The following is a 24,168-nucleotide window of genomic DNA, read 5'->3' as shown; positions in this document are numbered from 1 at the left end:
CGGGACCCTCGACGACCATGGACGATTGGATCGACTATTACGACTCGACGCACACGATCTATGTCAGCAAGCTGCATCGCGACTTGCACTTCCAGATTATCGCGCGGGACATTATCGGCTACATCTCTTCGCCCGAGGCGACCGTGCTCGACTATGCCTGCGGCGAGGCGCTGTCGGCGAGCGAGGTCGCTGCGGCCTGTGGAAAGCTGATCCTCGCCGAGCCCGCGCCCGGCGTGCGCGGCCGGTTGATCGCGCGCTTTGCCCCGAACACGAAAATCCGCGTCCGCTCGCTCGACGACGTCCACAACATGCAGGAGCAGTCGATCGATCTCGTCGTGATGAACTCGGTCGCGCAATACATGACGCCGGACGAGCTCGACACCGCGCTCCTCAATTTCCGGCGTATCCTAAAGCCCTCCGGCAAGCTCGTGCTCGGCGACATCCTCCAGCCCAATGTCGGCATGTTCAGGGACGTCACGGCGCTGCTCAGCTTCGGCCTGCGTCACGGCTTTTTGAAAGATGCGCTGATCGGGCTGATCAGCACCGCACTGTCGGATTACCGTCATCTGCGCACGCGCATCGGGCTGCAGCGCTACAGTGAGGAGGAGATCACCGCCAAGCTCAAGATAGCCGGCTTCGCGGTCCAGCGCGCTCACCGCAATATCGGCCACAATCGCTGGCGCATGACGTTCGTCGCGCGGCCGCCGTTGGTTCGGTAAGTTTCTTGGGTTCGGTGAGTTTCCTGGGTTCGTTAAGCATAACGTCTGCCTGAGGTGGCTTGTCGCACCCTGATCGGCAATGATCGCCGCGGCCCGGTGGCGGAAGTGTCTACGCGAGGGCGATGCATCGCTCTTTATCCTGGTTCAAATCCAGGCCGGGTCTCCACGCTTCGCCCCTGCGGGGGCTACGCGTGGCGCCGCCACGCGAAGCCCGAAGGGCGAAGGGCGAAGCGTGTCCGGCGTAGCTGGAGCGAAGCGCATGCGTAGACGGACTGGCCGACCAATCCTCACTCCGCCTCGACCACTTCACATTCAGGCAAGAGTCGCAGCCGGTCGGCATCCTTTGCCGCGGAGGCGATGACGGCATCGAGCAGGCCCGGAAAACGTGCGTCCAGATCCTCGCGGCGCAGCCGCACGAAGCGGTTGGTGCCGGCGACGCGGGTCTGCATCAGGCCGCATTCGCGCAGCTTGGCGAAGTGATAGGCGAGGTTTGATTTGCCCGCGAGCCCGTTGAAATCGCCGCAGCACAGCTCGCCGCTGACACGTTCCTGCTGCGCGAGCTGATACACAATCGTCAACCTGATCGGGTCGCTCAGGCAATCCAGAACCATCGGCAGTTCGATCTGCTCGCGGGTGGGGTGGGGAGGCGTGCGGCTCATGGTCTGAGGATCATAGTGAAATCGCCTCGATGTTCAATAGTTCTTGAACCAATTGACTCCTGACCCCGTCCCATCGATAGTTCAATAAACGTTGAACATCGGGATTTCTCGGATGAGCGTATTCTGGTTGGCCTTGGCGGCCTTTGCGATCGGCACGGAAGGCTTTGTCATTGCAGGGCTTTTGCCGTCGATCGCCACCGACCTGGCGATTTCAGTCCCCGCCGCCGGCCAGTTGGTCACGGCCTATGCTCTCACCTATGCGGTCGGCTCCCCGATCCTGGCGGTGACGCTGAACAATATCGACCGCCGCACCGTGCTGGCCCTGGCGCTATCGACCTTCATCGCCGGAAACCTCGCGGCGATGGTGGCGTCGAATTACGCCCTGCTGCTGGCCTCGCGCATGCTGATGGCGCTGGGCTCCGGGCTGTGCATGCCGACCGCGCTGGCCGTATCCGTGGCCGTCGCCGCGCCGGAGCGACGCGGCCGCGCGGTGGCACTCGTCACCTCGGGCCTCACGGTTGCGACCGTCATCGGCGTTCCCCTCGGCAATCTCGTCGGCAGCATGCTCGGCTGGCGCGCGACCTTTGCCATGGTCGCCCTGATCGGTGCCGTTGCGCTCGCCGGCCTCCTGCTCGGCCTGCCCCGCGGCCTGCCCCGCAACACGGCCTCGCTCAGCGATCGGCTGGCGGTGGCGCGTCACCGCAATGTCCTGACGGCGCTTCTGATCACGATCTTATGGGCGCTCGGCGGCTTCACAGTGTTCACCTATTTCGCGGTCCCGCTGCGCGGTCTTGGATTTGATGCGTCGCAGATCAGCCTCGCGCTGCTGGTGTTCGGCGGCGCCGCCGCGATCGGGAACATGCTCGGCGGCGTCCTGGCCGACCGGCTCGGCACGCTCGCCACAGCAGGTCTCGGGCTTGCCGGCATGGCCAGCGCGCTGATCCTGCATTCGCTGGTCCTGAAGCTGATGCCGGGACAGGCGCATTACGCGGTGCTGGGCGCGATCTTCCTCTGGGGCATCTCGGGATGGGCGTTCTACCCGGCCCAGGTCGCCAGCATCATCCGGATCGAGCCGCAGGCCTCGATGATCGCGCTCTCGCTCAACGCCTCGGCCATGTATCTCGGCTTTGCGATCGGCGGTGCCTTGGGCGGCGCCGTGCTTGCGGCGTGGAGCCCGGCCGATCTCGGCTGGGTCGGCGGATTGAGCGTTTCGGCGGCTCTTCTGGTCCATCTCGCCCGGGGCTGGCAGGCCAGGCCAAAACCGGTCAAAATTGCCGGTTGATGGGCGTTTTTCGGGGTTTCGCCGCCCCGAAAACTGGTCTAAGACCCACCCCGCGCGCGAGGGGGGACCACCGCGCTCTCGGCCAAAGGGACGCGCAGCAGGCGCGCCCTTTTTTTGTGCCCAAATTCCACTTCGGCGAGAGTTGATGCCCAAACGTACAGACATCACCACCATCCTGATCATCGGCGCCGGTCCCATCGTGATCGGCCAGGCCTGCGAGTTCGACTATTCGGGCACCCAGGCGGTGAAGACGCTGAAGGAAGAGGGCTATCGCATCGTCCTCGTCAATTCCAATCCGGCCACCATCATGACCGACCCGGAATTGGCCGATGCGACCTATATCGAGCCGATCACGCCCGAGATCGTCGCAAAAATCATCGAGAAGGAACGTCACGTCATTCCCGGCGGCTTCGCGCTGCTGCCGACCATGGGCGGACAGACCGCGCTGAACTGCGCGCTGTCGCTGCGCCAGCAAGGCACGCTGGAAAAGTTCGACGTCGAGATGATCGGCGCCACCGCGGACGCGATCGACAAGGCCGAAGACCGTCAGCTGTTCCGCGAGGCCATGACCAAGATCGGGCTTGAGACACCGAAGTCGCGGCTCGCCAACGCCTCCGCCCTGAAGAAGTCCTTCCGCGACAAGTACCAGGCCGATCGCGCGAAGGCCTCGGGCGCGGCGCTCGCAGAGCTCGAGCGGCAGTGGACGCTCGGCGAGAGCGACCGTCGCAAGCGCTACCAGGAATATGCGCTCGGCCAGGCGCTGATGGCGTTGTCCGAGATCGGCCTGCCCGCGATCATCCGCCCCTCCTTCACCATGGGCGGCACCGGCGGCGGCATTGCCTACAACAAGGAAGAGTTCCTCGACATCATCGAGCGCGGCCTGGATGCGTCTCCTACCAACGAAGTGCTGATCGAAGAATCCGTGCTCGGCTGGAAAGAGTACGAGATGGAGGTGGTGCGCGACAAGAAAGACAATTGCATCATCGTCTGCTCGATCGAGAATCTCGATCCGATGGGCGTGCACACCGGCGATTCCATCACGGTGGCGCCGGCGCTTACGTTGACCGACAAGGAATACCAGATCATGCGCGACGCCTCGCTTGCGGTGCTGCGCGAGATCGGGGTCGAGACCGGCGGCTCCAACGTGCAGTTCGGCGTCAACCCGGAAGACGGCCGCATGGTCGTCATCGAGATGAATCCGCGCGTGTCGCGTTCCTCCGCCCTGGCTTCGAAAGCCACCGGCTTTCCGATCGCAAAGGTCGCCGCCAAGCTTGCGGTCGGCTACACGCTCGACGAAATCGCCAACGACATCACCGGCGGCGCCACGCCGGCCTCGTTCGAGCCGACGATCGACTACGTCGTCACCAAGGTGCCGCGTTTCGCCTTCGAGAAATTCCCCGGTGCCTCCACCACGCTGACCACGTCGATGAAGTCGGTCGGCGAAGTCATGGCGATCGGCCGCACCTTCCAGGAAAGCCTTCAGAAGGCCTTGCGCGGGCTCGAGACCGGACTCACCGGCCTCGACGAGATCGAGATCGAAGGTCTCGGTCGCGACGACGACAAGAATGCGATCCGCGCTGCGCTAGGCACGCCGACGCCGAACCGGCTGCTCCAGGTCGCCCAGGCGATGCGGCTCGGCTGGTCGGACGAGGAGATCTTCAATTCCTGCAAGATCGATCCGTGGTTCCTCAGCGAGATGCGCGGCATCGTCGACATGGAAGCGAAGGTCCGCAAGAACGGCCTGCCGGGCAACGCCTTCGGCATGCGCACGCTCAAGGCCATGGGCTTCTCCGATGCCCGGCTCGCGGTGATCGCGGAGACGACGGAGGCCGAGGTCACGGCGAAGCGCCACGCGCTCGGCGTTCGCCCGGTCTACAAACGCATCGACACCTGCGCGGCCGAGTTCGCCTCGCCCACCGCCTACATGTACTCGACCTATGAGGCGCCGTTCGCGGGCACGCCTGCGGACGAGAGCTCGCCGTCCGACAAGAAGAAGGTCATCATCCTCGGCGGCGGACCGAACCGCATCGGCCAGGGCATCGAATTCGACTATTGCTGCTGTCACGCCTGCTTCGCGCTGCACGACGCCGGCTACGAATCCATCATGGTCAACTGCAACCCGGAGACGGTGTCGACCGACTACGACACGGCTGACCGGCTCTATTTCGAGCCGCTCACCGCCGAGGATGTGCTGGAGATCATCGCGAAGGAACGCACCAACGGCACGCTGCACGGCGTGATCGTGCAGTTCGGCGGCCAGACCCCGCTCAAGCTCGCGCGTGCGCTGGAAGCCGCCGAAGTGCCGATCCTCGGCACCTCGCCCGACGCCATCGATCTTGCGGAAGACCGCGACCGCTTCAAGCGGGTGCTCGACAAGCTGCGGCTGAAGCAGCCCAAGAACGGCATCGCCTATTCAGTCGAGCAAGCGCGCCTGGTCGCAACCGATCTCGGCCTGCCGCTGGTGGTGCGCCCGTCCTACGTGCTCGGCGGCCGCGCGATGCAAATCATCCGCGAGGAGAACCAGCTCAGTGATTACCTGCTCGGCACGCTGCCGGAGCTGGTGCCGGGGGACGTCAAGGCGCGCTACCCGAACGACAAGACCGGCCAGATCAACACCGTGCTCGGCAAGAACCCGCTGCTGTTCGACCGCTATCTGTCCGATGCGACCGAGATCGACGTCGACTGCCTCTGCGACGGCAAGGACACCTTCATCGTCGGCATCATGGAGCACATCGAGGAAGCCGGCATCCATTCCGGCGACAGCGCCTGCTCGCTGCCGCCGCACTCGCTGGACGACAAGATGATCGAGGAGCTGGAGCGGCAGACCCGCGAGCTGGCGCTCGGCCTCGACGTCGTCGGCCTGATGAACGTGCAATACGCCATCAAGGACGGCGAGATCTACGTGCTCGAAGTCAATCCGCGCGCCTCGCGCACGGTGCCCTTCGTCGCCAAGGTGGTCGGCACGCCCGTTGCGAAGATCGCGGCGCGCGTCATGGCCGGCGAGAAGCTTGCCGATTTCAAGCTGAAGAAGGCGAACTTCGATCATGTCGGCGTGAAGGAATCGGTATTTCCGTTCGCCCGCTTCCCCGGCGTCGATACCGTGCTCGGCCCCGAGATGCGCTCGACCGGCGAGGTCATGGGCATCGACCGCTCCTTCGCGGTGGCGTTCGCGAAAAGCCAGCTCGGCGGCGGCACACGGGTGCCGCGCAAGGGGACGGTGTTCGTCTCGGTCCGCGAAAGCGACAAGACGCGCATCACCGAGGCCGTCCGCGAGCTGCATTCGCTCGGCTTCAAGGTGCTGGCGACGTCGGGCACGGCCCGCTTCCTGACCGACCAGGGCATCCCGACCGAGAAGGTGAACAAGGTGCTGGAGGGCCGGCCGCACATCGTCGACGCCATCACCAATGGCGACGTCCAGCTCGTCTTCAACACCACCGAAGGGCCGCAGGCGCTCGCCGACAGCCGTTCTCTGCGGCGCGCGGCCCTCTTGCATAAAGTGCCGTATTACACCACTCTTTCTGGGGCCGTGGCGGCCGCGCAGGGCATCCGCGCCTATCTGGGCGGGGACCTTGAGGTTCGGACCCTGCAGAGCTACTTTTCGGAAACCTGATCGCGAGCGGGAGGCCCAATCTCCCGCTAAGTGATTGGCGATGAAGCCACTATGGCCGGAGGAACTGTCCGGCCATATGGTTGTTCTGTTCCGGCGCCAAGCCCATATGAACGTTCGGCGGCACGCGCGTTGAGCCCCCGGACAGAACTGACGAATCAAGTTGCGTGCGCGCTGACATGTCAGGGCGCGCGCGACCGAAGGACGAGAGAAGAGATGGAAAAGGTACCGATGACAGCGGGCGGCTTTGCCGCACTCGGGGAAGAACTGAAGAAGCGCCAGTCGGAGGACCGTCCGCGGATCATCGAGCATATCGCCGAGGCGCGCTCGCACGGAGACCTTTCGGAGAACGCGGAATACCACGCCGCGAAGGAAGAGCAGTCCCACAATGAAGGCCGCATCGCCGAGCTCGAGGACAAGCTCGCGCGCGCCGACATCATCGACATCTCGAAGCTGTCCGGCGACACCATCAAGTTCGGCGCGACCGTGACGCTGGTCGACGAGGACACCGAGAAGAAGACGGTGTGGCAGATCGTCGGCGAGGTCGAGGCCGACGCCAAGAAGGGCCGCATCTCTATCACCTCGCCGCTCGCGCGCGCGCTGATCGGCAAGAAGAAGGGCTCAACCGTCGAGGTCAATGCACCCGGCGGCGCCAAGGCTTATGAGATCACCAAGGTGGAGTGGCGGTAGCGATTTGCCGTTGCGTGTGATTTGAAAAAGGCCGCGCACTGCGCGGCCTTTTTGTTGCTGCGTGTTGCTGGCAGTGACGGAGGAGGCGCTACCTTCGTCCCCTCACGTCCAGCGGCACGGCCGCCTCGTATTTCGAATTGTGCAGCACCAGCGAGGTTCGCACGTTGCGGACGTGTGGAGCGGCGGTCAAATGGGTGACGAAATCCTGGAAGGTGGCCATGTCGGGCGCGACGCATTTCAGGATGAAATCGACCTCGCCGGACAACATCCAGCACTCGCGCACCAGCGGCTCGGCGCGGACGAACTCCTCGAAGGCGCGCAAATCGGCCTCGGCCTGGCTGGAGAGGTGCACTGCGGCAAACACCGTGACGTCGAAGCCGAGCTTTCGTGCGTCCAGAAGCCCGCGATAGCCATGGATATACCCCTCCTCCTCCAGCGCACGGACTCGGCGCAGGCAGGGCGGTGGCGAAATGCCGACGCGCTTGGCCAGCTCGACATTCGTGATTCGACCGTCGGCCTGAATCTCGGTGAGAATCTTCAGGTCGATCTCGTCTAGGTTCCGCGACACGTGATTGGAACTCCTGGCCTTTACGGCGGTATTGGTGGGTCTGTCGCAATCCTCATAGCCCAGACCGCACGACCGGCGCAATTTTATTGCGCGTGCAGCGCAATCGACTTTTGTTCCCTGTTGGAAAAATCCGCCGACAGGGAATGCAATTCTTGCATAGCTCACCAGAAGGCTTAGATTACCTCTGATATTTCAGCGCCTCCGCGAGGCCTCCCGGCACGTTCCGCGCCCGCGCTGCAGTCCCCCGTGAAAGGCATCTGTCGAAATGTCCGCCGCTGTCCATGCAAAGGTCGTCATCATCGGCTCCGGCCCCGCCGGCTACACGGCGGCGATCTACGCCGCGCGCGCGATGCTCGAGCCGATCCTGATCCAGGGCATCCAGGCAGGCGGCCAGCTCACCATCACCACCGACGTCGAGAACTATCCCGGTTTCGCCGACGTGATCCAGGGCCCCTGGCTGATGGAGCAGATGGAGAAGCAGGCGCTGCATGTGGGCACCCAGATCAAGACCGATCTGGTGACGAAGCTCGACACCTCGCAGCGACCCTTTCGCCTGACCTGCGATAGCGGCGACGTCTATCTCGCCGACACCGTCATCCTCGCCACCGGCGCCCAGGCGCGCTGGCTCGGGCTGCCGTCCGAAGCGAAATTCCAGGGCGGCGGCGTGTCGGCCTGTGCCACCTGTGACGGGTTCTTCTACCGCAACAAGGACGTCGTGGTGGTCGGCGGCGGCAATACCGCGGTCGAGGAAGCCCTGTACCTCACCAACCATGCCTCGCAGGTCACCATCGTGCATCGTCGCGATCATTTCCGCGCCGAACGCATCCTGCAGGAGCGTCTGTTCAAGCACCCAAAGATCAAAGTGGTCTGGGACTCAGCCGTCGACGAGATCTGCGGCACCGAGAACCCGAACAAGGTCACCCATGTGCGACTGAAGAACGTCAAGACCGGCGCCTTGACCGACGTGCCGACCGACGGCGTCTTCATCGCGATCGGGCATGCCCCGGCGACCGAGCTCGTGGCCGGCCAGATCAAGCTGAAACCGTCGGGCTATGTCGAGGTCGCCCCGAACTCGACCGCCACCTCGGTCCCCGGCCTGTTCGCCGCCGGCGACGTCGCCGACGAGACCTATCGTCAAGCGGTCACGGCGGCCGGCCTCGGCTGCATGGCAGCGCTCGAGGCGGAACGATTTTTGGCCCTGCGCGCCAGCGAGCGCGCGGCAGCGGAATAGACATCATGGCAAGAACACGCGACGGATTTACGGATATGGACTGGGACAAGCTGAAGGTGTTTCACGCCGCGGCGGAAGCGGGCAGCTTCACGCACGCGGGCGAGCAGCTCGGCCTGTCGCAATCGGCGGTGTCACGCCAGGTCTCGGCACTGGAGCAGGAGCTCTCGGTCTCGCTGTTCCACCGCCACGCCCGCGGCCTGATCCTCACCGAACAGGGCGACCTCTTGTTCCGCACCGCCCATGACGTGTTCATGCAGCTGCAGGCAGCGCGCGCCAAACTGACCGACAGCCGCGAGCGGCCGAGCGGCGATCTCAAGATCACCACCACGCCCGGCGTCGGCATCAACTGGCTGATCCCCAGGCTCGGCGAATTCACCGCGCTCTATCCGGAAATCCGGATTTCGCTGATCGTCACAGACGAGGAGCTCGACCTGTCGATGCGCGAGGCCGATGTCGCGATCCGCACCCGCAAGCCTACGCAGCCGGATCTCATCCAGCGCAAGCTGTTCGCGATGGGCTTCCACGCCTATTGCTCGCCCGATTACATCAAGCGCTTCGGCACGCCGCGCACGCTGGAGGAGCTCGACTCCCACCGCATCATCACGCTCTCCGACGGCAACTTCGCGCCGCATCTTCAGAACCGCAACTGGCTGGTCGAAGCGGGGCGCAACGGCTCGGGTCCGCGCGAGGCCTATTTCAGGGTCAACAACATTCTCGGCCTCGTCCGCGCCTGTCAGCAGGGCCTCGGCATTGCCGCGCTGCCCGACTATCTGATCGAAGAACAGAGCCGCCTCGTGCAGCTGTTCGGCGAATCGGATTCGATCCAGCTCGATACGTATTTTGTTTATCCGGAAGAGCTGAAGACGGTCGCGCGCGTGCAAGTGTTCCGCGACTTCGTGGTGAGCAAGGCGCAGCGCTGGCCGTCCTGATTTCCGCATGTCTGACATGCGGCTTGGACGCTTGATGCATGGCGCGAAGCTAGCCCATAATCTTTTCACGCTGAGCCTTCGCGTTGCGCATTTGTCCCCCTCCTCCAGTGGCGCGGGAGTTCAGTAATCCCTCTTGGAAGGTGATTGTGTCGGCCTCACGTGGCCAATACCTTAAGCCGGGCTCGATCGAGCCCGGCTTTTTTTTGGCGGATTCGGCCTTCGCCCTCCACGTGTATTGACAGTTCCATGCTTACCCCGCATGATTTGCAAATGATCACGAAGTCGTGCGTAAGCTCGTCGCAGGCAATCGCCTCGAAAAAAGGCCCCCATCTGGGGACCTCGGATTTTTGCACGCGCTAACACAGCCTTCGTCATCGCGAGCCGAAACTTCGAAAACCCCGCCGCCTGGACGGGGTTTTTTCATGTGCCCTCGTCTCAGGACTTTTCCCGAGCAGGAGATGGAACATGACCGGACTACAGGAACAATTGCACGGGCTCTGGCTGCCGCTGGTGACGCCGTTTCGCGACGGCGCCCTCGACGAGAGGTCGCTGCGCCGGCTGACACGGCATTACAGCGGACAGGCTGTCGACGGCTTCATCCTGGGGGCGACCTCCGGTGAAGGCATGACGCTGCGCGACGCCGAGCTCGAACGCCTCGTCGCCATCGTGCGCGACGAGCTGACCACCGGCCACAGCAAGCTTCCGATCTGCCTCGGACTCTCAGGCGCGGACACTTCGCGGCTGAAGGAGCGTCTCGACGCGACCGCGGACTGGCCGATCGACGGTTATCTGATCGCGAGCCCGTATTATGTGCGGCCGTCGCAACGCGGGTTGCTGGCGCATTTCGAAGCGCTCGCCGATCACGCCGCCTGGCCGCTCGCGCTCTACAACATCCCCTATCGCACCTCAGTCAACATCACCAACCAGACCCTGCTGCGGCTTGCCGGGCATCCGAACATCATCGGCCTGAAGGATTGCGGCGCGAGCCGCGAGCAATCCATCGCGTTGCTGCGCGACCGTCCGAGGGATTTTCGCGTGCTGACCGGCGAGGATGCGAATTATTTCGACGCGCTCAGCGACGGCGCCGACGGCGGCATCGTGCTGTCAGCCCATCTCGAGACCGCGACATTTGCGGCTGTCCATGCCGAGCTGAAGCGCGGCAATCACGATGCGGCGCTGGCGCGCTGGCAGGAGGTCGCGGACCTGACGCGGCTGTTGTTCACCGAGCCCAGTCCCGCACCGGCAAAATACTGGCTGTGGCGCACGGGCCTGATCGACAGCCCCGAAGTGCGCCTGCCGATGGTCGAGATCGGCAGCGAACTCGCCGTCCAGCTCGACCGCGAGATCGAACGGCGGACGCAAGTCGCGGCGTAGCTGATGGCCCCTCACCCCACCCTCTCCCCGTAAGAACGGGGAGAGGGAGTGAGAGAGCGGAGTGCTTGGTTAACCGCGCCCGAACGGCCTTCGCTGCTGCCGCATGGCGCATCCACGGCTCGTTTACGCAAACGCGCCTATCGTCTTCATTCAAAGTCTTTTCAAATGGGGGAACGATCATGGGGCAGCGCATCCGCCCGACGGCGGCAGACATGTTCGCGTCGGCCGATTTCTTGCGGGGAATTCTGGTGGTGTCGTCGTTTGGCTTCTGGGCGGTGATGCTCGGCCTGATGCCGGTGCTGGTGTTTCGAGTCTGGCTGGCGTGATGCAAGCGCAGGTCGGGATGGTTAACCCGTGGTAGCACCTGTGTTCGAAAGCGCGCGAAACTGCGACCCGGATTTTTAAATCATCCCGTGTAGCGTTCATGCCCATAAGCGAAGAAATCGCGGGGGCGTTTGTGAATAGTCATAACGAAATGGCGTCGCATTACGACGCTGGACAGCAGGGCTTCACCACCGAGGACATTCTCTGGGCCGCCGGCATCTGGTCGGTGATCCTCACTTTGTCGCCGGTGATCGTGTTCTACATGCTGATGGTGGCATAGCCTCCACAGCGATCTCCAGAAACGCAAAACGCGCGGATGTCCGCGCGTTTTTCGTCCGGGGAATGATTTATGAAAATTACGCCGCCTGCTTGTGCATTGCGCCGGACGCCGACGCCGTGCCGCGAATAGCCTTTACCGAACGTTCGATCGCCGCCCACAGCCTTGCGATTTCCTGCGCCGCACGGCTCTCGGCCTGATATTCCCGCGCGCCCTCGCCGTGGCTCAGCGCCATCAGCAGATCCGAACGGTTGGTGATCTGGCCGCCCCACACCGGAGCACGGAACTTCGCCAGCGCTTCGCGGGCGATGGTGACGATCGGGCTCTCGGACTCGTCGCGGCGCGCCGGCGCACCGTTGAGCACGACCGCGTAGGGTTTGCGCGCCGCACGGCACATCTGGATGGTTTCCTGCACCGCGTTGACGTCGAACACGCCGGGACGGGCGGGGATCACCACCATGGTGGCATTGCGGATGGCGTCGTCGACGACGGCCGAGAGGTTCGGCGGCGTGTCGATCAACACCCATTCATAACCGTCGCGCTTGGCAGCGGAGACGATGCCGCTGACCGAGTTCACCGCGGACTTGATCGGCGGTTCGTTGGTGCCACGCAGCTTGTGCCACAGCGTGAGCGAGCCTTGCGGATCCGCATCGACGAGCAGGATCGGCTTGGTCGCCTTGATCTGCGCGGCGAGATGCGCGGCCAGCGTACTCTTGCCTGAGCCACCTTTACGCGATGCAAAAACAATAACGTTCATACCTCTGCCTCCAGATTGACCCCAGGCGGCGAAAATGAATCACCGCGGTGATTCGGGAAAGAAAAATTTATCATAAGTTATGCTGGCGCCATGAAATAACAAAGCGCGTTGGCTTTTGAGTCACACTACTGCGTGCGACGACCGCTTCACGCCATCAATCGTGCGTTTTTTGAGCAGTGCGGCGGGACGAAGCGGAATGCAACCTCGCCGCGCAATCCGCTTCGCTAACCGTTTCCATCCCGCCTTGTCGCAAGCGTCCGCACACGGAGGCGAACAAAAGGAGTCCGGTGGCTGGTGTGGGGCTGATGCCCTGGTCAGTTTGACTCAAGGGGACAGCGAACGAGGGCCGGACACGCAAATGCCCGGGACTTCAAACGCACTGCGCGCTTTGGCCCGGGCATGATCGAGTTTCAAAGAGGGAACGCGGTGTCCGCGTTCAGCCTTCGCTGGCTTTCTTCTTCTTGGCCGGCTTGGTGCTCTTCTTCGCCGTCCGGGTCGAGCTCTTGGGCGCGATGCTGGTCGGCTTGCCGGCGCGTGGCGCGGCCGCCATGCCCGGCTCCGGTCCCGGCCGGAAGAACACCCGGCACTGCGGCGAGAGCTGCGACTTCTTCTGGATCATGCAGGCGGTGATGGCGTCGACGTTCGGAACGAACTCGCCGCACAGCCGCATCGCATCGGGGGTGCAGGCCTGCTGCTCCTCCTGGGAGTAGGCAAAGCCTTCGCTCGGGTGGATCAGGACGGCCAGAGCGAGCCCCGTGACCGCAGCAGCGAAAGATTTCTTGAAACGGAACGCCGGCATCGATCCCCCCAAATGTCGAGTCGGAGCGGATAGTGGGTGAACGGCGGTTCGTTGGCAACCGAGGCGAGATGCGAAAGCCGGGACCTGTGCGGTCTCGGCAACAGGGCGCCCCCTAAAACAAAAACCGCGAAAACAACCCCATGCACAGTAGCCAAGTCCCTGTCGGAATTGAACTTTGCAGATCGCGTTTTGCGGATTTTACGAAATTAGATTTGACTCGTCGGGCAAAACAGGAGCATGATGCCATCATCACAGAACGTGCGTGGGGTGGTCGGCTTGTCTCCTGCGCTGGACAAAAGCGTGAGCGGGAGCGGAGACGATTGCATGGAGCGGAATGAGGCGGAGCTGCCGTTGTCGGGGGTGACGGTGGTCTCGCTCGAGCAGGCGATCGCCGCTCCTCTTGCCAGCCGGCATCTTGCGGATTGGGGCGCGCGCGTCATCAAGATCGAGCGGCCGGGCGATGGCGATTTCTGCCGCGACTACGATCACGTGATGAACGGGATGTCGAGCCAGTTCGTCTGGACCAACAGGTCGAAGGAGAGCCTCGCCATCGACATCAAGAGTCCTGAAGGCCAGAAGGTGCTCGACGCCTTGCTGCCGCAGGCCGACGTCTTCATCCAGAACCTGGCGCCCGGCGCGGCGGAGCGGCTCGGCCTCGATGCCGCATCGCTGCTGCGGAAGTTTCCCCGGATTATCGCCTGCGACGTGTCGGGCTATGGCGCGGGCGGACCCTACAGCGACAAGAAGGCCTACGATCTGCTGGTGCAGTGCGAGGCCGGCGTCCTCGCCATCAACGGCACCGAGGCGGAGCCCGCCAAGGTCGGGCTTTCGGTGGTCGATATCGCCACCGGCATGTACATCCTCAACGGCGTGCTGATGGCGCTGTATCGCCGCGAGCGCACCGGCAAGGGCACCGCCTTCCAGGCCTCGCTGTTCGATTCCATCACGGACTGGATGAGCTATCCCGCCTTCTACACGGCAAGTACAGGCCGGCCGCTGCCGCGAACCGGGGCCAAGCACGCAACGATAGCGCCGTATGGCCCTTTCCGCGTCGGCGACGGCAACACGATCTTCTTCGGCATCCAGAACGACCGGGAATGGCGATCGCTGTGCGCCATCGTGCTTGGCGAGGCCGCCTTTGCCGACCACCCCCGCTTCCGCACCAATCCGCTGCGCATGCAGAACAGGGACGATCTGCAGGTCCATATCGAGCAGTGTTTTGCCGCGATGACCAGTGACGAGGTGCTGCGGCTGCTCGACGAGGCCTCGATCGCCAACGCGCATCTGAATTCAGTCGAGGCGTTCCTGGAGCACGAGCAGCTCCGCGCCCGCTCCCGGGTGCAAACGGTGGGCACTGGTTGCGGCCCGGTGATGAGCTTCCTGCCGGCTCTCACCATTCCCGGCCTGTCGCCCAGGATGGATCCGGTGCCTGACGTCGGCCAGCACAACCAATCCATCCTCAGCGAGCTCGGTCTCGCAAAGGAGACATGACGATGGTCCGTCTACGGCCGACGCGGGTCTATCTGGCCGTTCCCGCGCATCGCTCCCGTCTCGTCGCCAAGGCTGCTGGCTCGGCCGCGGACGCGGTGTTCATGGATCTCGAAGACGCGGTGCCGCCGTCTGAGAAGAGCGCGGCGCTGGAGGAAGCAGCGGGGTCGTTATCTTCTCTGGATTGGGGCAACAAGGTCGTCGCGGTCAGGATCAACGCCGTCGACAGCCCGTTCATCGCGCAGGAAGTCAGCATGCTCGCTGCGCTGCCCCGGCTGGATTCGGTGATCGTGCCGAAGGCGGAGCGCGCGAGCGACATCGCCGCCATTGCCGATCAGCTGCGCGCGGCCGCGCCCGGCCGCTCTTCCCCGGCCGCGCTCGAACTGCTGATCGAGACCGCGCTGGGTCTCGTCAATGTCGACGCGCTCGCCGCCGCGCACGAGAGCGTCGCCGCCCTTCATCTCGGTGTCGGCGATTTCGCCGCCTCGATCGGCGCCCGTTCTTCGGAAATCGGCGCGTCGCCGGACGGCTATCGCCACGTCGGCTCCGCCCAGAGCGGCTATGCCTCGGCCCCGCTCGACCTGTTCGCCTATCCGATGATGCGCCTGCTGGTGGCCGCGCGTGCGTTCGGCCTGCGCGCCATCGACGGTCCGTGCGGCGCGTTCCGCGATGCCAGACTGACTGAAAGCAGCGCGCTCAAGGCGGCTGCGATGGGTTTTGACGGCAAGCAGGTGATCCATCCCGACCAGATCGAACCGACGCTGCGGGCGTTCGTCCCGTCCGACACCGAGCTCGCGCACGCGCGGCGGGTCGTCGAGGCCATGGAGCAGGCCGAGGCGCAGGGCCAGGGCGCGGTGACGCTCGACGGCAAGATGATCGACTATGCCAATGTGCGCATGGCGCGCCGGATCATCGAGATGGGGTCGTAGCCGCGCATGGCCACAGTGCTGATCGTCGCGCCGGTGTTTGCGCTGATCGCGGCCGGCTATGCCGCGGTGTTGTTTCGCTTCGTCTCGGAGACCGCGCACAAGGGCATCTCCGAATTCGCCTTCAGCATCGCCATTCCCGCCCTGCTGTTCCGCACCATCGTCGTCTCGGAATTCTCCGGCGTCAGCCCGTGGCGGATGTGGGGCGCCTATTACGGCGCGCTCGCGCTGACCTGGATCGCGGCGCTGGCGCTGTCAGCGCTGCTGCGGCAACGGCGCGAGGACCGCGAGGACGGCGTCGTGTTCGCGATCGGCTCGGTCTACGGCAACATCGTGATGCTCGGCATTCCCCTGACGCTCTCGGCGCTGGGCAACGAGGCGGCGGGCCCGATGGCGCTGATCCTGTCGGTGAACACGCCACTGCTCTGGCTCTGCGGCACGCTGCAGATGGAGCTGGTGGACCGCAAGCAGACCGCCTCGGCGGCGTCGCTGATCGTGCCGGTGCTGCGCGATCTCGCCCGTAACCCGATCATGCTCGCGATCGGCTTCGGCCTCGTCTGGCGCCTCACCGGCCTCGGCCTTCATCCGGTCGTCGACCGGACCGTCGAGCTGCTGGCGCAGGCGGGATCGCCGGCGGCGCTGATCGCGCTCGGCATCAACCTGTTCCGGTTCGAGGTCAAAGGCGAGATGTTGAGCGTCGTCGTGATGAGCGCACTCAAACTGCTGGCGATGCCGGCGGCCGCCTTCGTGCTGGCAAAGCTGCTCGACCTGCCGCCGCTCGCGGCCGGCGTCGTCGTGCTGTTCGCGGCGATGCCGACCGGCGCGAACGCGTACATCTTCGCGGTGCAGTACCAGCGGCTGGTGAACCCGGTGTCGGGCGCGGTGGCGCTGGGGACGCTGCTGGCGGCGGTGACGTTGCCGGTGGTGGTGTGGGTGGTGGCGGGGGTTAGGTAGCGTTGGCCGGCCATTGGCCGAACAGCCTGAGGTCATGGGGATAGCGCGCGACATGCGCCACGCGGATGCGCGCCGCGTCCTTGTGCCTGGGATTGATGAGGTAGTTTTGCGCGAATGGCACGATGACCGATGGCACCGACACCATCGCCGTGCGCACCTCAGTGAACCAGGTCCGCAACACGTCGCGGCTCACCCTGGGATCGTCAGCCCAATCCGGCGATATACTCTCGATGTCGGCCCGGCTCACCGTCTCGACGGCGAGGTCATCAGGCACGTCGATGCCGAGCAGTTGGTAGCTCGTCGGCAGGTCCTCGAAATCGATTTCCAGATGCACCATCACTTCGAGCAGTGCCGACGCCGGATGATCCGCTGCGTAGACCGCGTGCCGGCCGCGATCATGCCAGCGGCCGTCCGCCTTGAGGCCGCCCACGCCAGACAGATCGTCGAAGTTGGAGATCCGCCAGATCCTCACGGCAAATCCTTACGCAAGGATGCCGTGATCGATCCGGTGCAGCATCTCTTCGACGACGCGCGCGCCCGCCTCCGTCGCGAGGTAAGCAAGTGGCGTTTCCCCGCGAAGCAACTTCTTGGGCTTGCGCAACCAGCGGTGCGCCTTCGCAGGCTCGCCGAACACGTTGGCGGCCAATCGGTCAACCCGCGCCAGCCGCACGGCTTTGTCGGTCTCCTCGACCGTCAGCGGCTCGCCCTCCGACAGCCGCCGCGCCAGTGTGCGCTTCGGCACGACAAGCGCGTGAATTTCGTCGTCGCTGTAATTGGCGAGGCGCTTGAGCGCGGCAGGTTCGATGCGAAACAGGCTGTTGGCGTCGATAACGACATTGAACAGCTCGGCCGACGGCTGCGATTCATCCGTCCCGCCCCTGCCCAGCCCGAGCGAAGGCGCGTCGGTGACGGTGGAGAGCCCCGTGACCGCATCGAAATGCCCCTGCACGACAATGGCGCCGGCTTGCGGTTGATAGGTGTGGTCCTGCTCGGAGGCGAACAAGCGTTCAATTGCCGCCCCCCCGCGCGATTTGTCGGGAGGAGATTTGTGCGTCGGCTTCGATGATGGCTTGCGGTCAGGTCGCTGGGTCAGGGCTGCCGCCGCGATCGTCTTGATCCGTTTGTTGGTCAGCGAGCCGGAGGCACGAAGCCCGCGGGAAGTTGAACCAACGCCTTTGCCAGTCCGCTCGTTCTTTGCCATTGGTCCGCCGTAATGCCAAACGCCTAAAAAATACAGCCAAGTGGCATTTAAGCACATGGGCTGCCGGATTCAAGCGCGGCGGTGCTCTCGCGACCTCATGCCGGGGAGCTCAGACAATGCCTGAAAGGGCTATTGAACACGCTGGCCCTCACGCCAGGCCATCTCCCAGAAGTCTGCCTCGAGTCTGGTGGCTTCCTTGAAGATCGCAATCAGTTCTGCCTCTCGCGCCGGCGTGGCGTAGAGATCGGCGAGATGCTCCATATGCGCCCGCGCTTTGGCAGCGACCTCCTGGTACGGCGCGCCGACGTACTCGGCGATCCAGACGCGGTAGGCGTTCGCTGAGGCGTCCGCGAGGGGAAGCGAGGCGAGCCGCGTGGCGATCTCCGCATACCCGATCACGCAGGGGGCAAGCGCCACCTTGAGTGCCAGCAGGTCGCCGCGCATTCCCGCGTCGAGCACGTAGCGTGTATAGGCCAGCATCTCGGCCGCCGGAGGGGCCTGCTCAAGGTCGGTCGAGGACAGACCCCAATCGGCACAGAGCTTCACATGCAGGTTCATCTCGACATCGAGGATGGCCGAAAGACCGGCCGCGGCTTCACGCATGTCGGCAAGTCTGGGCGACTTGTAGACCGCGAGCGCGTAGGCGCGCGCAAACTCGATGAGGAACAAATAGTCCTGAACGAGGTAGTGACGAAACGCCGCCTCGGGGAGCGAGCCGTCTGCCAATCCGTTCGTGAAGGGATGCTCGGTGTAGGCCCGCCACTCAACGGATGCGGCTGTCTTGAGACGCTCGAAGAAACTCACGATCTTGTCTACCCGGCCTGCTTGTCCATGAATGTCTTTGGCAAGCTACCGATAGCGCATTGCGGGCGGAGGAGCTACGGTGACTGCGGACAAAACTGGCTTTGAGCAACGTTGCGGAATAGGGCGCTCCCGCGCCGGAAGTTTAGTGCACTTTCACCGTAATTCCTGGCTGCGCTTGCGGATTTCGGCGGCCAGAGCCTGACATCGACGTCCGTAACCCGGTAGCGGAATCGGCGACGATGACTGTTGTACCAAGCTTGCGCAACGATTCATGGACCTTTCTGCCCATAAAAAGCGGCTAAACAGCCGAACAGTTTCGCGCAGCTTGAAGACAAATTGCATTGATCGAGGAGCGCCATGTAGAATAACGGCACCCCTTACCGAGCGCCCCAAATTGCCCTTTTCTTGGCGCCGGATTTAAGGCCCTCCTGCCTTCGGAATGCTGCCATGAACGAGGACATTTTGTTGCAGCTCGCGCTCGCAAAACAGTACGCGCACCACGCGCGTTTTGCGGGCACCCCACGCCAAGCGATTGCTGACGGCTATTCGGCGGTAGATGCTATGCTCTCGGCGCTCCTGTTCCACAGCGGCCAAGAACCTCCCCGAAATCACAAAGTGAAATTCGACACCGCCCAGAAGGCATTCCCCAATGCCTTCGCCGCCGAGACCGTTCAGGACGGCAATTCGTGGACCTTTTCGCCCGGCGCCGATTGGAAGAGCCTCGAAGGTTACTACAAGGAATGGCTATCTTCTCGGTACGAGAAGTTCGAGATGGACCCGGGCGTCGCCACGGCTCGCGTTCGTGAGGCGCTTGCTGTCGTTGATTCCGGAATCCGGTTTTTAGCCAAGGCTGAGAAGATGGAAGTGGATGCGCTCGACGAGGTCGCCTCCGTGCGAGCGTTCGGATACAAATTCTCCGAGACCTCCAATGCCGTCAGCGACGTTCATGATTTTCTTTTCAACCAAGCTGAAATCTATGGCGATGAACACGGTTCAAAGCTCGGCACCAAGCTTGCCGCGACAACAAACTCGTGCGATCTCGACCTTACGGCTGGCGACGCACTGACACAGCAGATCATCCTTGAAGATCTGGACATCGCTGAAGACGCCGCGCGGGTCTATCACCTGTTTGTTCAACTGGTCGACAAAATCCAAGAAAAGCGGCTAGAGCGCATTTGCGAAGGGCGCCCGATCGAGAACTGCACCCCAGAACAGATCATCGATACGACCGACTTCATGGTCGGCCTGAAGGCCCGCTATCACGGCGGCATCATTCCAATCGTTGGCGTGCCTTGGAGCCAGGCCTTAAAAGGCGTCTTGTCCTGCGTTACGCATGTGATGAATAAGCCCATAAACGAGCTAGCGGCGGAGGCCAAGGACAAGGGCGCGCCGACGGATCAGAGCGCCGAGGCTAAGGAAGTGCCTTCTTAAGGTCCTCAGCGTCCCGGAATACGGCTGCAAGCGGCCTGCCCGCTAACTCCTTGCGCGCGTGTTCGCAACATTGAAACACGAAACCGTCTCGCAGTAAGAAATAGTCGCAATAAGCAAGCGCGACGACCGCGTGCATGAGATCAATTCCGTCAGAATTTTGCGGAATACGAGACGCCGTAGCAGTGCGGGCGCGCGTTAGGGCATTCTCGACGGCCATCGCCGGGCACGCCGCGTAGAACGCTGCTTGGTTGTCTAGACAGAACTTTGAAAACGCCAACAGCTCCGCCTTCGAGCAAGCCGAGCCATCCGGCAACTTCGTCGGAAGCAGGCCGTGAATCCATTTCTCAAAGATTTCATCCTGCCGCTCGGCGACCTTCTTAGGCCCCAGCGTTTGAAGCTGACGCAGCGCAGTCGGCGCAAGCTCCTTGGATGGGGCGTATCGCTTAAAATCGATGGTATCGATCCACTGCCTCGGGGTAACCCCGATCCGCGTTTGCGAGCCAACCATGAAGGACTCGACTTCGGAGAGATGACGCCGAAAGGCATCAACTGGCTCCGGCGCGATCTGAAGTTTTTGCTTCCAAAGAAAGGCCCTCACCTCGCGCCGCTCGATCTGCACGCGCTCCAAGATCCATAGTGGCTTGGCCTTCATTAGAAAGGCGAGCCGCTGGTCCTGCTGCGCCCTGTCGGAAGCCGATCCGATTTCGAACAAGTTCCAAAGGGACAGCGCCAGTTGGACTTTTCCGGCAGTGAGAACGTCATCGACCGGCGTCCATGAAGCGGGGTGTGTGATGATGCTATGATCGAGATAGAGGGTGGGCATTTTCGACTGATCGCTAAGTACCGCTACAATTGCGCGAACGATTATACACCTAATGGTTGGCCCCTCATAATGTCCCACGCAAGTCGATTATGCCATGAACGCGAATTCTTATGAGCTTTGGCTCGGCCAGGATAACAACCTCTGTTTTCCGGTGATCGATCAGGGACGGATTGACGCCATTTTCGAGGAAGCACTCGTTCGAGTGGCTGCAACGCTTCGTTACGGAGACAGTGCACGAAATTGACATTGACCAGGCGTTGCAGACAGCGAGCACCCGGTGCGATCGGGAGTTTCATGCACTGCCACCGTAATCCTGAGAGAAAAGCTCTAAATCACACCTGCCATTTCCGTACTCGTTCTTCAAACTTAGTTCTTGTTTCAACCGGGAGGCCTTGTAGCAAATTATCTAGGCCACGAACGAGAATGTAGATTGCGCCGAAGGTCTGTATCAAAACCACCGAGATTTGGAATGTATCGAACCCCGAGCTAAAACCTGAGCTGAAACCTCCTTGTCCCTTATCGGCAGCATTCCACAGAACATATAAGCCGAAGCCGACTTCGATAGCGCCATACAGAAATCGAAAGCGCAGCCGCAATAGAAACAAAGAAAGCGCTGTAAATATTCCGCTCCCTACGATCAACGGCTTGCTATGCGATTCAGTCAAGACAGCAACGGCCAGCCCCGTTAGAGCCGAGAGTAAGGATGCAAATAGAACCTCACGCTGTGCTGCGTTTAGGTACCTAGAAATGCCGATGCTGCCCCATCCCGACCGACACCCGCGCTTAAACTGCTTATTTTCCTGTTGAAGGATAACCTGATTCTGCCTGTAAGGCAGGGCGGCCTTTTTCGAAGCCCGCCAGCCGAATAGTAAGACGTATCGTATTGGCGTGGGATGCAGTCTGCATCTGGCCTCGATGATCGCCTGCTGTCTAGATTATTTTGAACGGAAGGGAGGCCTTGGCAACAGGGCGTCCTTTCCTTTTAAGGCACGTTCTTTGACCGCACGAGATTCCGGTACTCGTCAAAGCCTACATCCGAGAGAAGTGTACGGTCCGCTCTCTCGAAATACTTTGCGACCCGAGCCCCCATTACTTCTGCGGAGCCATTCGTAAGATCACAGTTGAACGCCGTTATCGCAACTTGTGGCGACACTAGCTTGCCGGGATTTGGAATGAAGCCCGCAGCAACGCATGTATCGCGGATATCCTCATATGCTGCCGTCAGCAGTACTTCGTCGTCATGGGAGCCAATGAAGTCGTCGAGATAGACGGTGATACATACTCCTTTCGCCCTCGCGCGCTCCATTGCGTCGGCAACTTCCGACTTCATCAGCGCTAGGCTTGCAAGCAGCGGAGACTGCACAAAACCGATCGGTAGCGCGTGCTTTGGTCCGGGCAATGGATTTCGAACGCAGGACCACATGGCGAAGGTGTTTGCGCCTGGATAACCCCACTGGCGGAGCGCGCGCGTCACCCGCATACGCGCGATAGAATAGTAGAAGTTCTGGATGTCGATTTTGAAGAAGAAATGATTGTTGAGGTGGGCATGCAACGCCGCGACGTGGCCACCTTTCTTGAAGTGATACATGTACTCGGGAAACGTCAGGCGCTTGAAATAAGCAAGCATTCGCCGACCACGCCGCTCGCACTTATCATTCGGAACGAAGAACCACTTACCGCGCGACCGATACTTGAACTCGTAGTTGACGATCATGGCAGTTGGCGACCTTACCCGCGATTTCGATCAGAAGCTTGATGACAGTCAGGACCGGCACCAACCATTCCGCGATCTTGCGGGTAAGGGTCGCCACACGTGCTAAAAATTTGCGCATGCGGCATCTCCATAGTTCACCGCCAGCTACCCGCGACCCAAGTATATGGAGTCGTCAACCGAGAAGCACCTGATACGCCATGGTTCGCAAGTCGCATCAGTTGTCCGAACCGAACGCCACGTACTACGTACGAAACGTCCGATGTCGCCAGGTCATTGCCAGCGGAGATTTCAACGTAGAGATGCGGTTCCAGTATGCAAGAGGTATTGACTTAAAGTCGAATGTTTCTTTTTCAGAATGGAAATCGAGTGTTGGAGACGCCACCCAGAGCCGGGCCGATCCAGCCTGTCGCAACGCAAGAAGTTATACGCAGTTCGCGAAACGATGATAGCGCGGCGGCCATAGGCGGGCAGCCACCAATCCGTTCCTTAATGTTCGGGCTAAATCATCCGCAGCGCTGGTACAGTTGGGTGGGCTCGAACCACCGACCTCCTGTTCCACAGACAGGCGCTCTAACCAACTGAGCTACAACTGCATCCTTGCGAGCCGCCCGAGGGGCGCCCTTGATAGGGCCGGTCACCGAGGGGGGCTGGACGGGGCGGAAACTAGGTGCAACGGGCGTTTTTGGCAAGGCCGCAACCCCCTCAAAACGTCCCGCAAACGAGGTTATTTCCAAAGCAAAACCCGGGCTCTAGGCCCGGGTTTCTTAATTCAGACGTCCCAACCCAATCAGGCGGCGGGGGGCGTGTAGAGCTTCGCGGCAGAGGCCTTGATCGGCTCGGCGGCGGCAGTGGCCGCGCGCTGGGCGATCTCGGCGAGCTCCCGGGCCTGGGCCTGGAAGGTCTCGAGCTGCGTCTTGGAATGGCCGGTCCACAGCGCGAACGCATCCTGCGGCGCCTTCACGCTGAACAGCTCCTGGGTGAAGTCGAGATGGGCCTTGGTGTTGGCCTTCGCGAACTCCATCAGCTTGGCGGTGTATTCGCTCACGCCCTTGTGGGCGGACGCGAACACGGCCTCGACCGTGCCGTTGTGGGTCTCGGCGGCGTCCTTGAACTTGGCGTAGTTCTCGCGGGCCTGCGATACGCCCTTTTCGGCGAACGCACGCACCTGCTCCGGCATCTCGAACGGAATGACGGAGGCGGAGAACGGATCAGTCGTACCTGTCATGGTTTGTCCCTCACACTAATGAAAAAACGGAGTGAGCCTTCAGGCGCGCCCGCCGGCCAACCGGGTGACGGGTGCGAAGACTGGAAACACGAAACGAATGATGGCTCGCCCAGCGCGGGGGACCATGGCTGCCTAAAATGTCAACATTGTGCAACGCAATGGGTTTGGAGGGTGCGTTGCAAAATTTAATCTCGGGGAGGATGAGGTTCCCGGGCAGGGGAACCGGTGGTTGAGGGGGTTTGCGACGGCCAGCAGCGCTCTCTCCGTTCCCTCCCCCCTTGTCAGGGAGGGGGGTGCCACACGGGGATTCTGTCCGTCGCGCTCTGGGCCTCGGGGCAACGACTGAGACCTTTTGCTGGGCTTACCCCTCTCCCTAGCCCTCCCCC

24 protein-coding genes and 1 tRNA gene are annotated in these 24,168 nt (G+C 62.4%); 13 read left to right on the top strand and 12 right to left on the bottom strand.

The features are described 5' to 3' along the window. Window positions 1-17: 17 nt before the first annotated feature. Complete coding sequence (locus FXB41_RS25895; RefSeq protein WP_007596668.1) at window positions 18-719, top strand: class I SAM-dependent methyltransferase; 702 nt, start codon at window positions 18-20, stop codon at window positions 717-719. A 287-nt stretch (window positions 720-1,006) separates the two neighbouring features. Here the strand turns inward: FXB41_RS25895 and FXB41_RS25890 are convergent, their stop codons facing one another. Continuing rightward, on the bottom strand, window positions 1,007-1,378 hold the full coding sequence (locus tag FXB41_RS25890) for an ArsR/SmtB family transcription factor (RefSeq protein WP_007596669.1): 372 nt from the start codon (window positions 1,376-1,378) through the stop codon (window positions 1,007-1,009). Window positions 1,379-1,490: 112 nt separating this feature from the next. On the opposite strand from FXB41_RS25890, the gene FXB41_RS25885 reads away from it, so the two are divergent. The 3 genes from FXB41_RS25885 to greA all read left to right on the top strand — a co-directional run bounded on the left by FXB41_RS25885 (window position 1,491) and on the right by greA (window position 6,957). Further along, on the top strand, window positions 1,491-2,660 hold the full coding sequence (locus FXB41_RS25885; RefSeq protein ID WP_007596670.1) for an MFS transporter: 1,170 nt from the start codon (window positions 1,491-1,493) through the stop codon (window positions 2,658-2,660). A gap of 145 nt (window positions 2,661-2,805) precedes the next feature. Next, window positions 2,806-6,270 carry a carbamoyl-phosphate synthase large subunit gene (gene carB, locus FXB41_RS25880; protein ID WP_219683716.1) on the top strand — a complete coding sequence of 1,155 codons (3,465 nt, stop codon included), beginning with the start codon at window positions 2,806-2,808 and terminating at the stop codon, window positions 6,268-6,270. Window positions 6,271-6,483: 213 nt separating this feature from the next. Then, window positions 6,484-6,957, top strand: a complete 474-nt coding sequence (gene greA / locus FXB41_RS25875; protein ID WP_007596674.1) for a transcription elongation factor GreA — start codon at window positions 6,484-6,486, stop codon at window positions 6,955-6,957. A gap of 88 nt (window positions 6,958-7,045) precedes the next feature. On the opposite strand, the gene FXB41_RS25870 is transcribed toward greA, so the two are convergent. Continuing rightward, window positions 7,046-7,525: an Lrp/AsnC family transcriptional regulator gene (locus FXB41_RS25870; protein ID WP_007596676.1), complete on the bottom strand. Its 480-nt coding sequence runs from the start codon at window positions 7,523-7,525 to the stop codon at window positions 7,046-7,048. A 265-nt stretch (window positions 7,526-7,790) separates the two neighbouring features. Here FXB41_RS25870 and trxB point away from each other — a divergent pair, with 265 nt between their 5' ends. The 5 genes from trxB (at window position 7,791) to FXB41_RS25845 (ending at window position 11,663) form a co-directional block, all read left to right on the top strand. Beyond that, entirely contained in the window at window positions 7,791-8,756 is a 966-nt protein-coding gene (gene trxB / locus FXB41_RS25865; RefSeq protein WP_219683714.1) for a thioredoxin-disulfide reductase, read from the top strand. Between the two features lie 5 nt (window positions 8,757-8,761). Continuing rightward, the gene (locus FXB41_RS25860; RefSeq protein WP_007614700.1) at window positions 8,762-9,685 is read left to right on the top strand and encodes a LysR family transcriptional regulator; all 924 of its coding nucleotides are present in this window, start codon (window positions 8,762-8,764) and stop codon (window positions 9,683-9,685) included. Window positions 9,686-10,150: 465 nt separating this feature from the next. Further along, complete coding sequence (locus FXB41_RS25855; protein WP_219683712.1) at window positions 10,151-11,059, top strand: 4-hydroxy-tetrahydrodipicolinate synthase family protein; 909 nt, start codon at window positions 10,151-10,153, stop codon at window positions 11,057-11,059. A gap of 179 nt (window positions 11,060-11,238) precedes the next feature. Then, window positions 11,239-11,385 (top strand): hypothetical protein, encoded by a 147-nt coding sequence (locus tag FXB41_RS25850; RefSeq protein WP_007596683.1) that lies wholly within the window; start codon window positions 11,239-11,241, stop codon window positions 11,383-11,385. Between the two features lie 98 nt (window positions 11,386-11,483). Continuing rightward, window positions 11,484-11,663 (top strand): hypothetical protein, encoded by a 180-nt coding sequence (locus FXB41_RS25845; RefSeq protein WP_007596684.1) that lies wholly within the window; start codon window positions 11,484-11,486, stop codon window positions 11,661-11,663. A gap of 76 nt (window positions 11,664-11,739) precedes the next feature. Here FXB41_RS25845 and FXB41_RS25840 read toward each other — a convergent pair whose 3' ends face one another. Next, window positions 11,740-12,417 (bottom strand): AAA family ATPase, encoded by a 678-nt coding sequence (locus FXB41_RS25840; protein ID WP_007596685.1) that lies wholly within the window; start codon window positions 12,415-12,417, stop codon window positions 11,740-11,742. Window positions 12,418-12,853: 436 nt separating this feature from the next. Then, window positions 12,854-13,216 carry a hypothetical protein gene (locus tag FXB41_RS25835; protein WP_219683711.1) on the bottom strand — a complete coding sequence of 121 codons (363 nt, stop codon included), beginning with the start codon at window positions 13,214-13,216 and terminating at the stop codon, window positions 12,854-12,856. Window positions 13,217-13,540: 324 nt separating this feature from the next. Between FXB41_RS25835 and FXB41_RS25830 the strand changes: the two genes are divergently transcribed. Genes FXB41_RS25830 through FXB41_RS25820 form a run of 3 tightly spaced genes read left to right on the top strand, consistent with a single transcriptional unit; the run spans window position 13,541 to window position 16,584 of the window. Next, on the top strand, window positions 13,541-14,707 hold the full coding sequence (locus tag FXB41_RS25830) for a CaiB/BaiF CoA transferase family protein (protein WP_219683709.1): 1,167 nt from the start codon (window positions 13,541-13,543) through the stop codon (window positions 14,705-14,707). 2 nt (window positions 14,708-14,709) lie between these two features. Beyond that, window positions 14,710-15,633 (top strand): HpcH/HpaI aldolase/citrate lyase family protein, encoded by a 924-nt coding sequence (locus FXB41_RS25825; protein ID WP_219683707.1) that lies wholly within the window; start codon window positions 14,710-14,712, stop codon window positions 15,631-15,633. 6 nt (window positions 15,634-15,639) lie between these two features. Further along, window positions 15,640-16,584 carry an AEC family transporter gene (locus FXB41_RS25820; RefSeq protein ID WP_219683705.1) on the top strand — a complete coding sequence of 315 codons (945 nt, stop codon included), beginning with the start codon at window positions 15,640-15,642 and terminating at the stop codon, window positions 16,582-16,584. Here the strand turns inward: FXB41_RS25820 and FXB41_RS25815 are convergent. The 3 genes from FXB41_RS25815 to tenA all read right to left on the bottom strand — a co-directional run bounded on the left by FXB41_RS25815 (window position 16,577) and on the right by tenA (window position 18,589). After that, complete coding sequence (locus tag FXB41_RS25815) at window positions 16,577-17,056, bottom strand: RES family NAD+ phosphorylase (protein WP_219683703.1); 480 nt, start codon at window positions 17,054-17,056, stop codon at window positions 16,577-16,579. The two genes, FXB41_RS25820 and FXB41_RS25815, sit on opposite strands and share 8 nt — an antisense overlap. 9 nt (window positions 17,057-17,065) lie before the next feature. After that, complete coding sequence (locus FXB41_RS25810) at window positions 17,066-17,785, bottom strand: Xre family toxin-antitoxin system antitoxin (protein ID WP_219683701.1); 720 nt, start codon at window positions 17,783-17,785, stop codon at window positions 17,066-17,068. 129 nt (window positions 17,786-17,914) lie between these two features. Next, window positions 17,915-18,589 carry a thiaminase II gene (tenA, locus tag FXB41_RS25805; protein ID WP_219683700.1) on the bottom strand — a complete coding sequence of 225 codons (675 nt, stop codon included), beginning with the start codon at window positions 18,587-18,589 and terminating at the stop codon, window positions 17,915-17,917. A gap of 447 nt (window positions 18,590-19,036) precedes the next feature. On the opposite strand from tenA, the gene FXB41_RS25800 reads away from it, so the two are divergent. Then, on the top strand, window positions 19,037-20,020 hold the full coding sequence (locus FXB41_RS25800; RefSeq protein WP_219683698.1) for a hypothetical protein: 984 nt from the start codon (window positions 19,037-19,039) through the stop codon (window positions 20,018-20,020). Here the strand turns inward: FXB41_RS25800 and FXB41_RS25795 are convergent. The 5 genes from FXB41_RS25795 to FXB41_RS25775 form a co-directional block, all read right to left on the bottom strand. Then, a complete protein-coding gene (locus FXB41_RS25795) occupies window positions 20,001-20,843 on the bottom strand; it encodes a hypothetical protein (RefSeq protein ID WP_219683696.1) in 843 nt (280 codons plus the stop codon). The two genes, FXB41_RS25800 and FXB41_RS25795, sit on opposite strands and share 20 nt — an antisense overlap. A 982-nt stretch (window positions 20,844-21,825) precedes the next feature. After that, window positions 21,826-22,557, bottom strand: a complete 732-nt coding sequence (locus tag FXB41_RS25790) for a reverse transcriptase domain-containing protein (RefSeq protein WP_219683695.1) — start codon at window positions 22,555-22,557, stop codon at window positions 21,826-21,828. Beyond that, window positions 22,517-22,675 (bottom strand): hypothetical protein, encoded by a 159-nt coding sequence (locus FXB41_RS25785; protein WP_219683694.1) that lies wholly within the window; start codon window positions 22,673-22,675, stop codon window positions 22,517-22,519. The genes FXB41_RS25790 and FXB41_RS25785 overlap by 41 nt, the downstream gene beginning before the upstream one ends. A 398-nt stretch (window positions 22,676-23,073) precedes the next feature. Next, window positions 23,074-23,150 (bottom strand) — tRNA-His (locus FXB41_RS25780). 194 nt (window positions 23,151-23,344) lie between these two features. Further along, window positions 23,345-23,782: a phasin gene (locus tag FXB41_RS25775; RefSeq protein WP_219683692.1), complete on the bottom strand. Its 438-nt coding sequence runs from the start codon at window positions 23,780-23,782 to the stop codon at window positions 23,345-23,347. Between the last annotated feature and the right edge of the window lie 386 nt (window positions 23,783-24,168).

Source organism: Bradyrhizobium canariense (assembly GCF_019402665.1).
Taxonomy (GTDB): domain Bacteria; phylum Pseudomonadota; class Alphaproteobacteria; order Rhizobiales; family Xanthobacteraceae; genus Bradyrhizobium; species Bradyrhizobium canariense.
The sequence above is the reverse complement of the archived record's forward strand: the minus strand, read 5'-3'. Positions and strand labels throughout refer to the sequence as shown.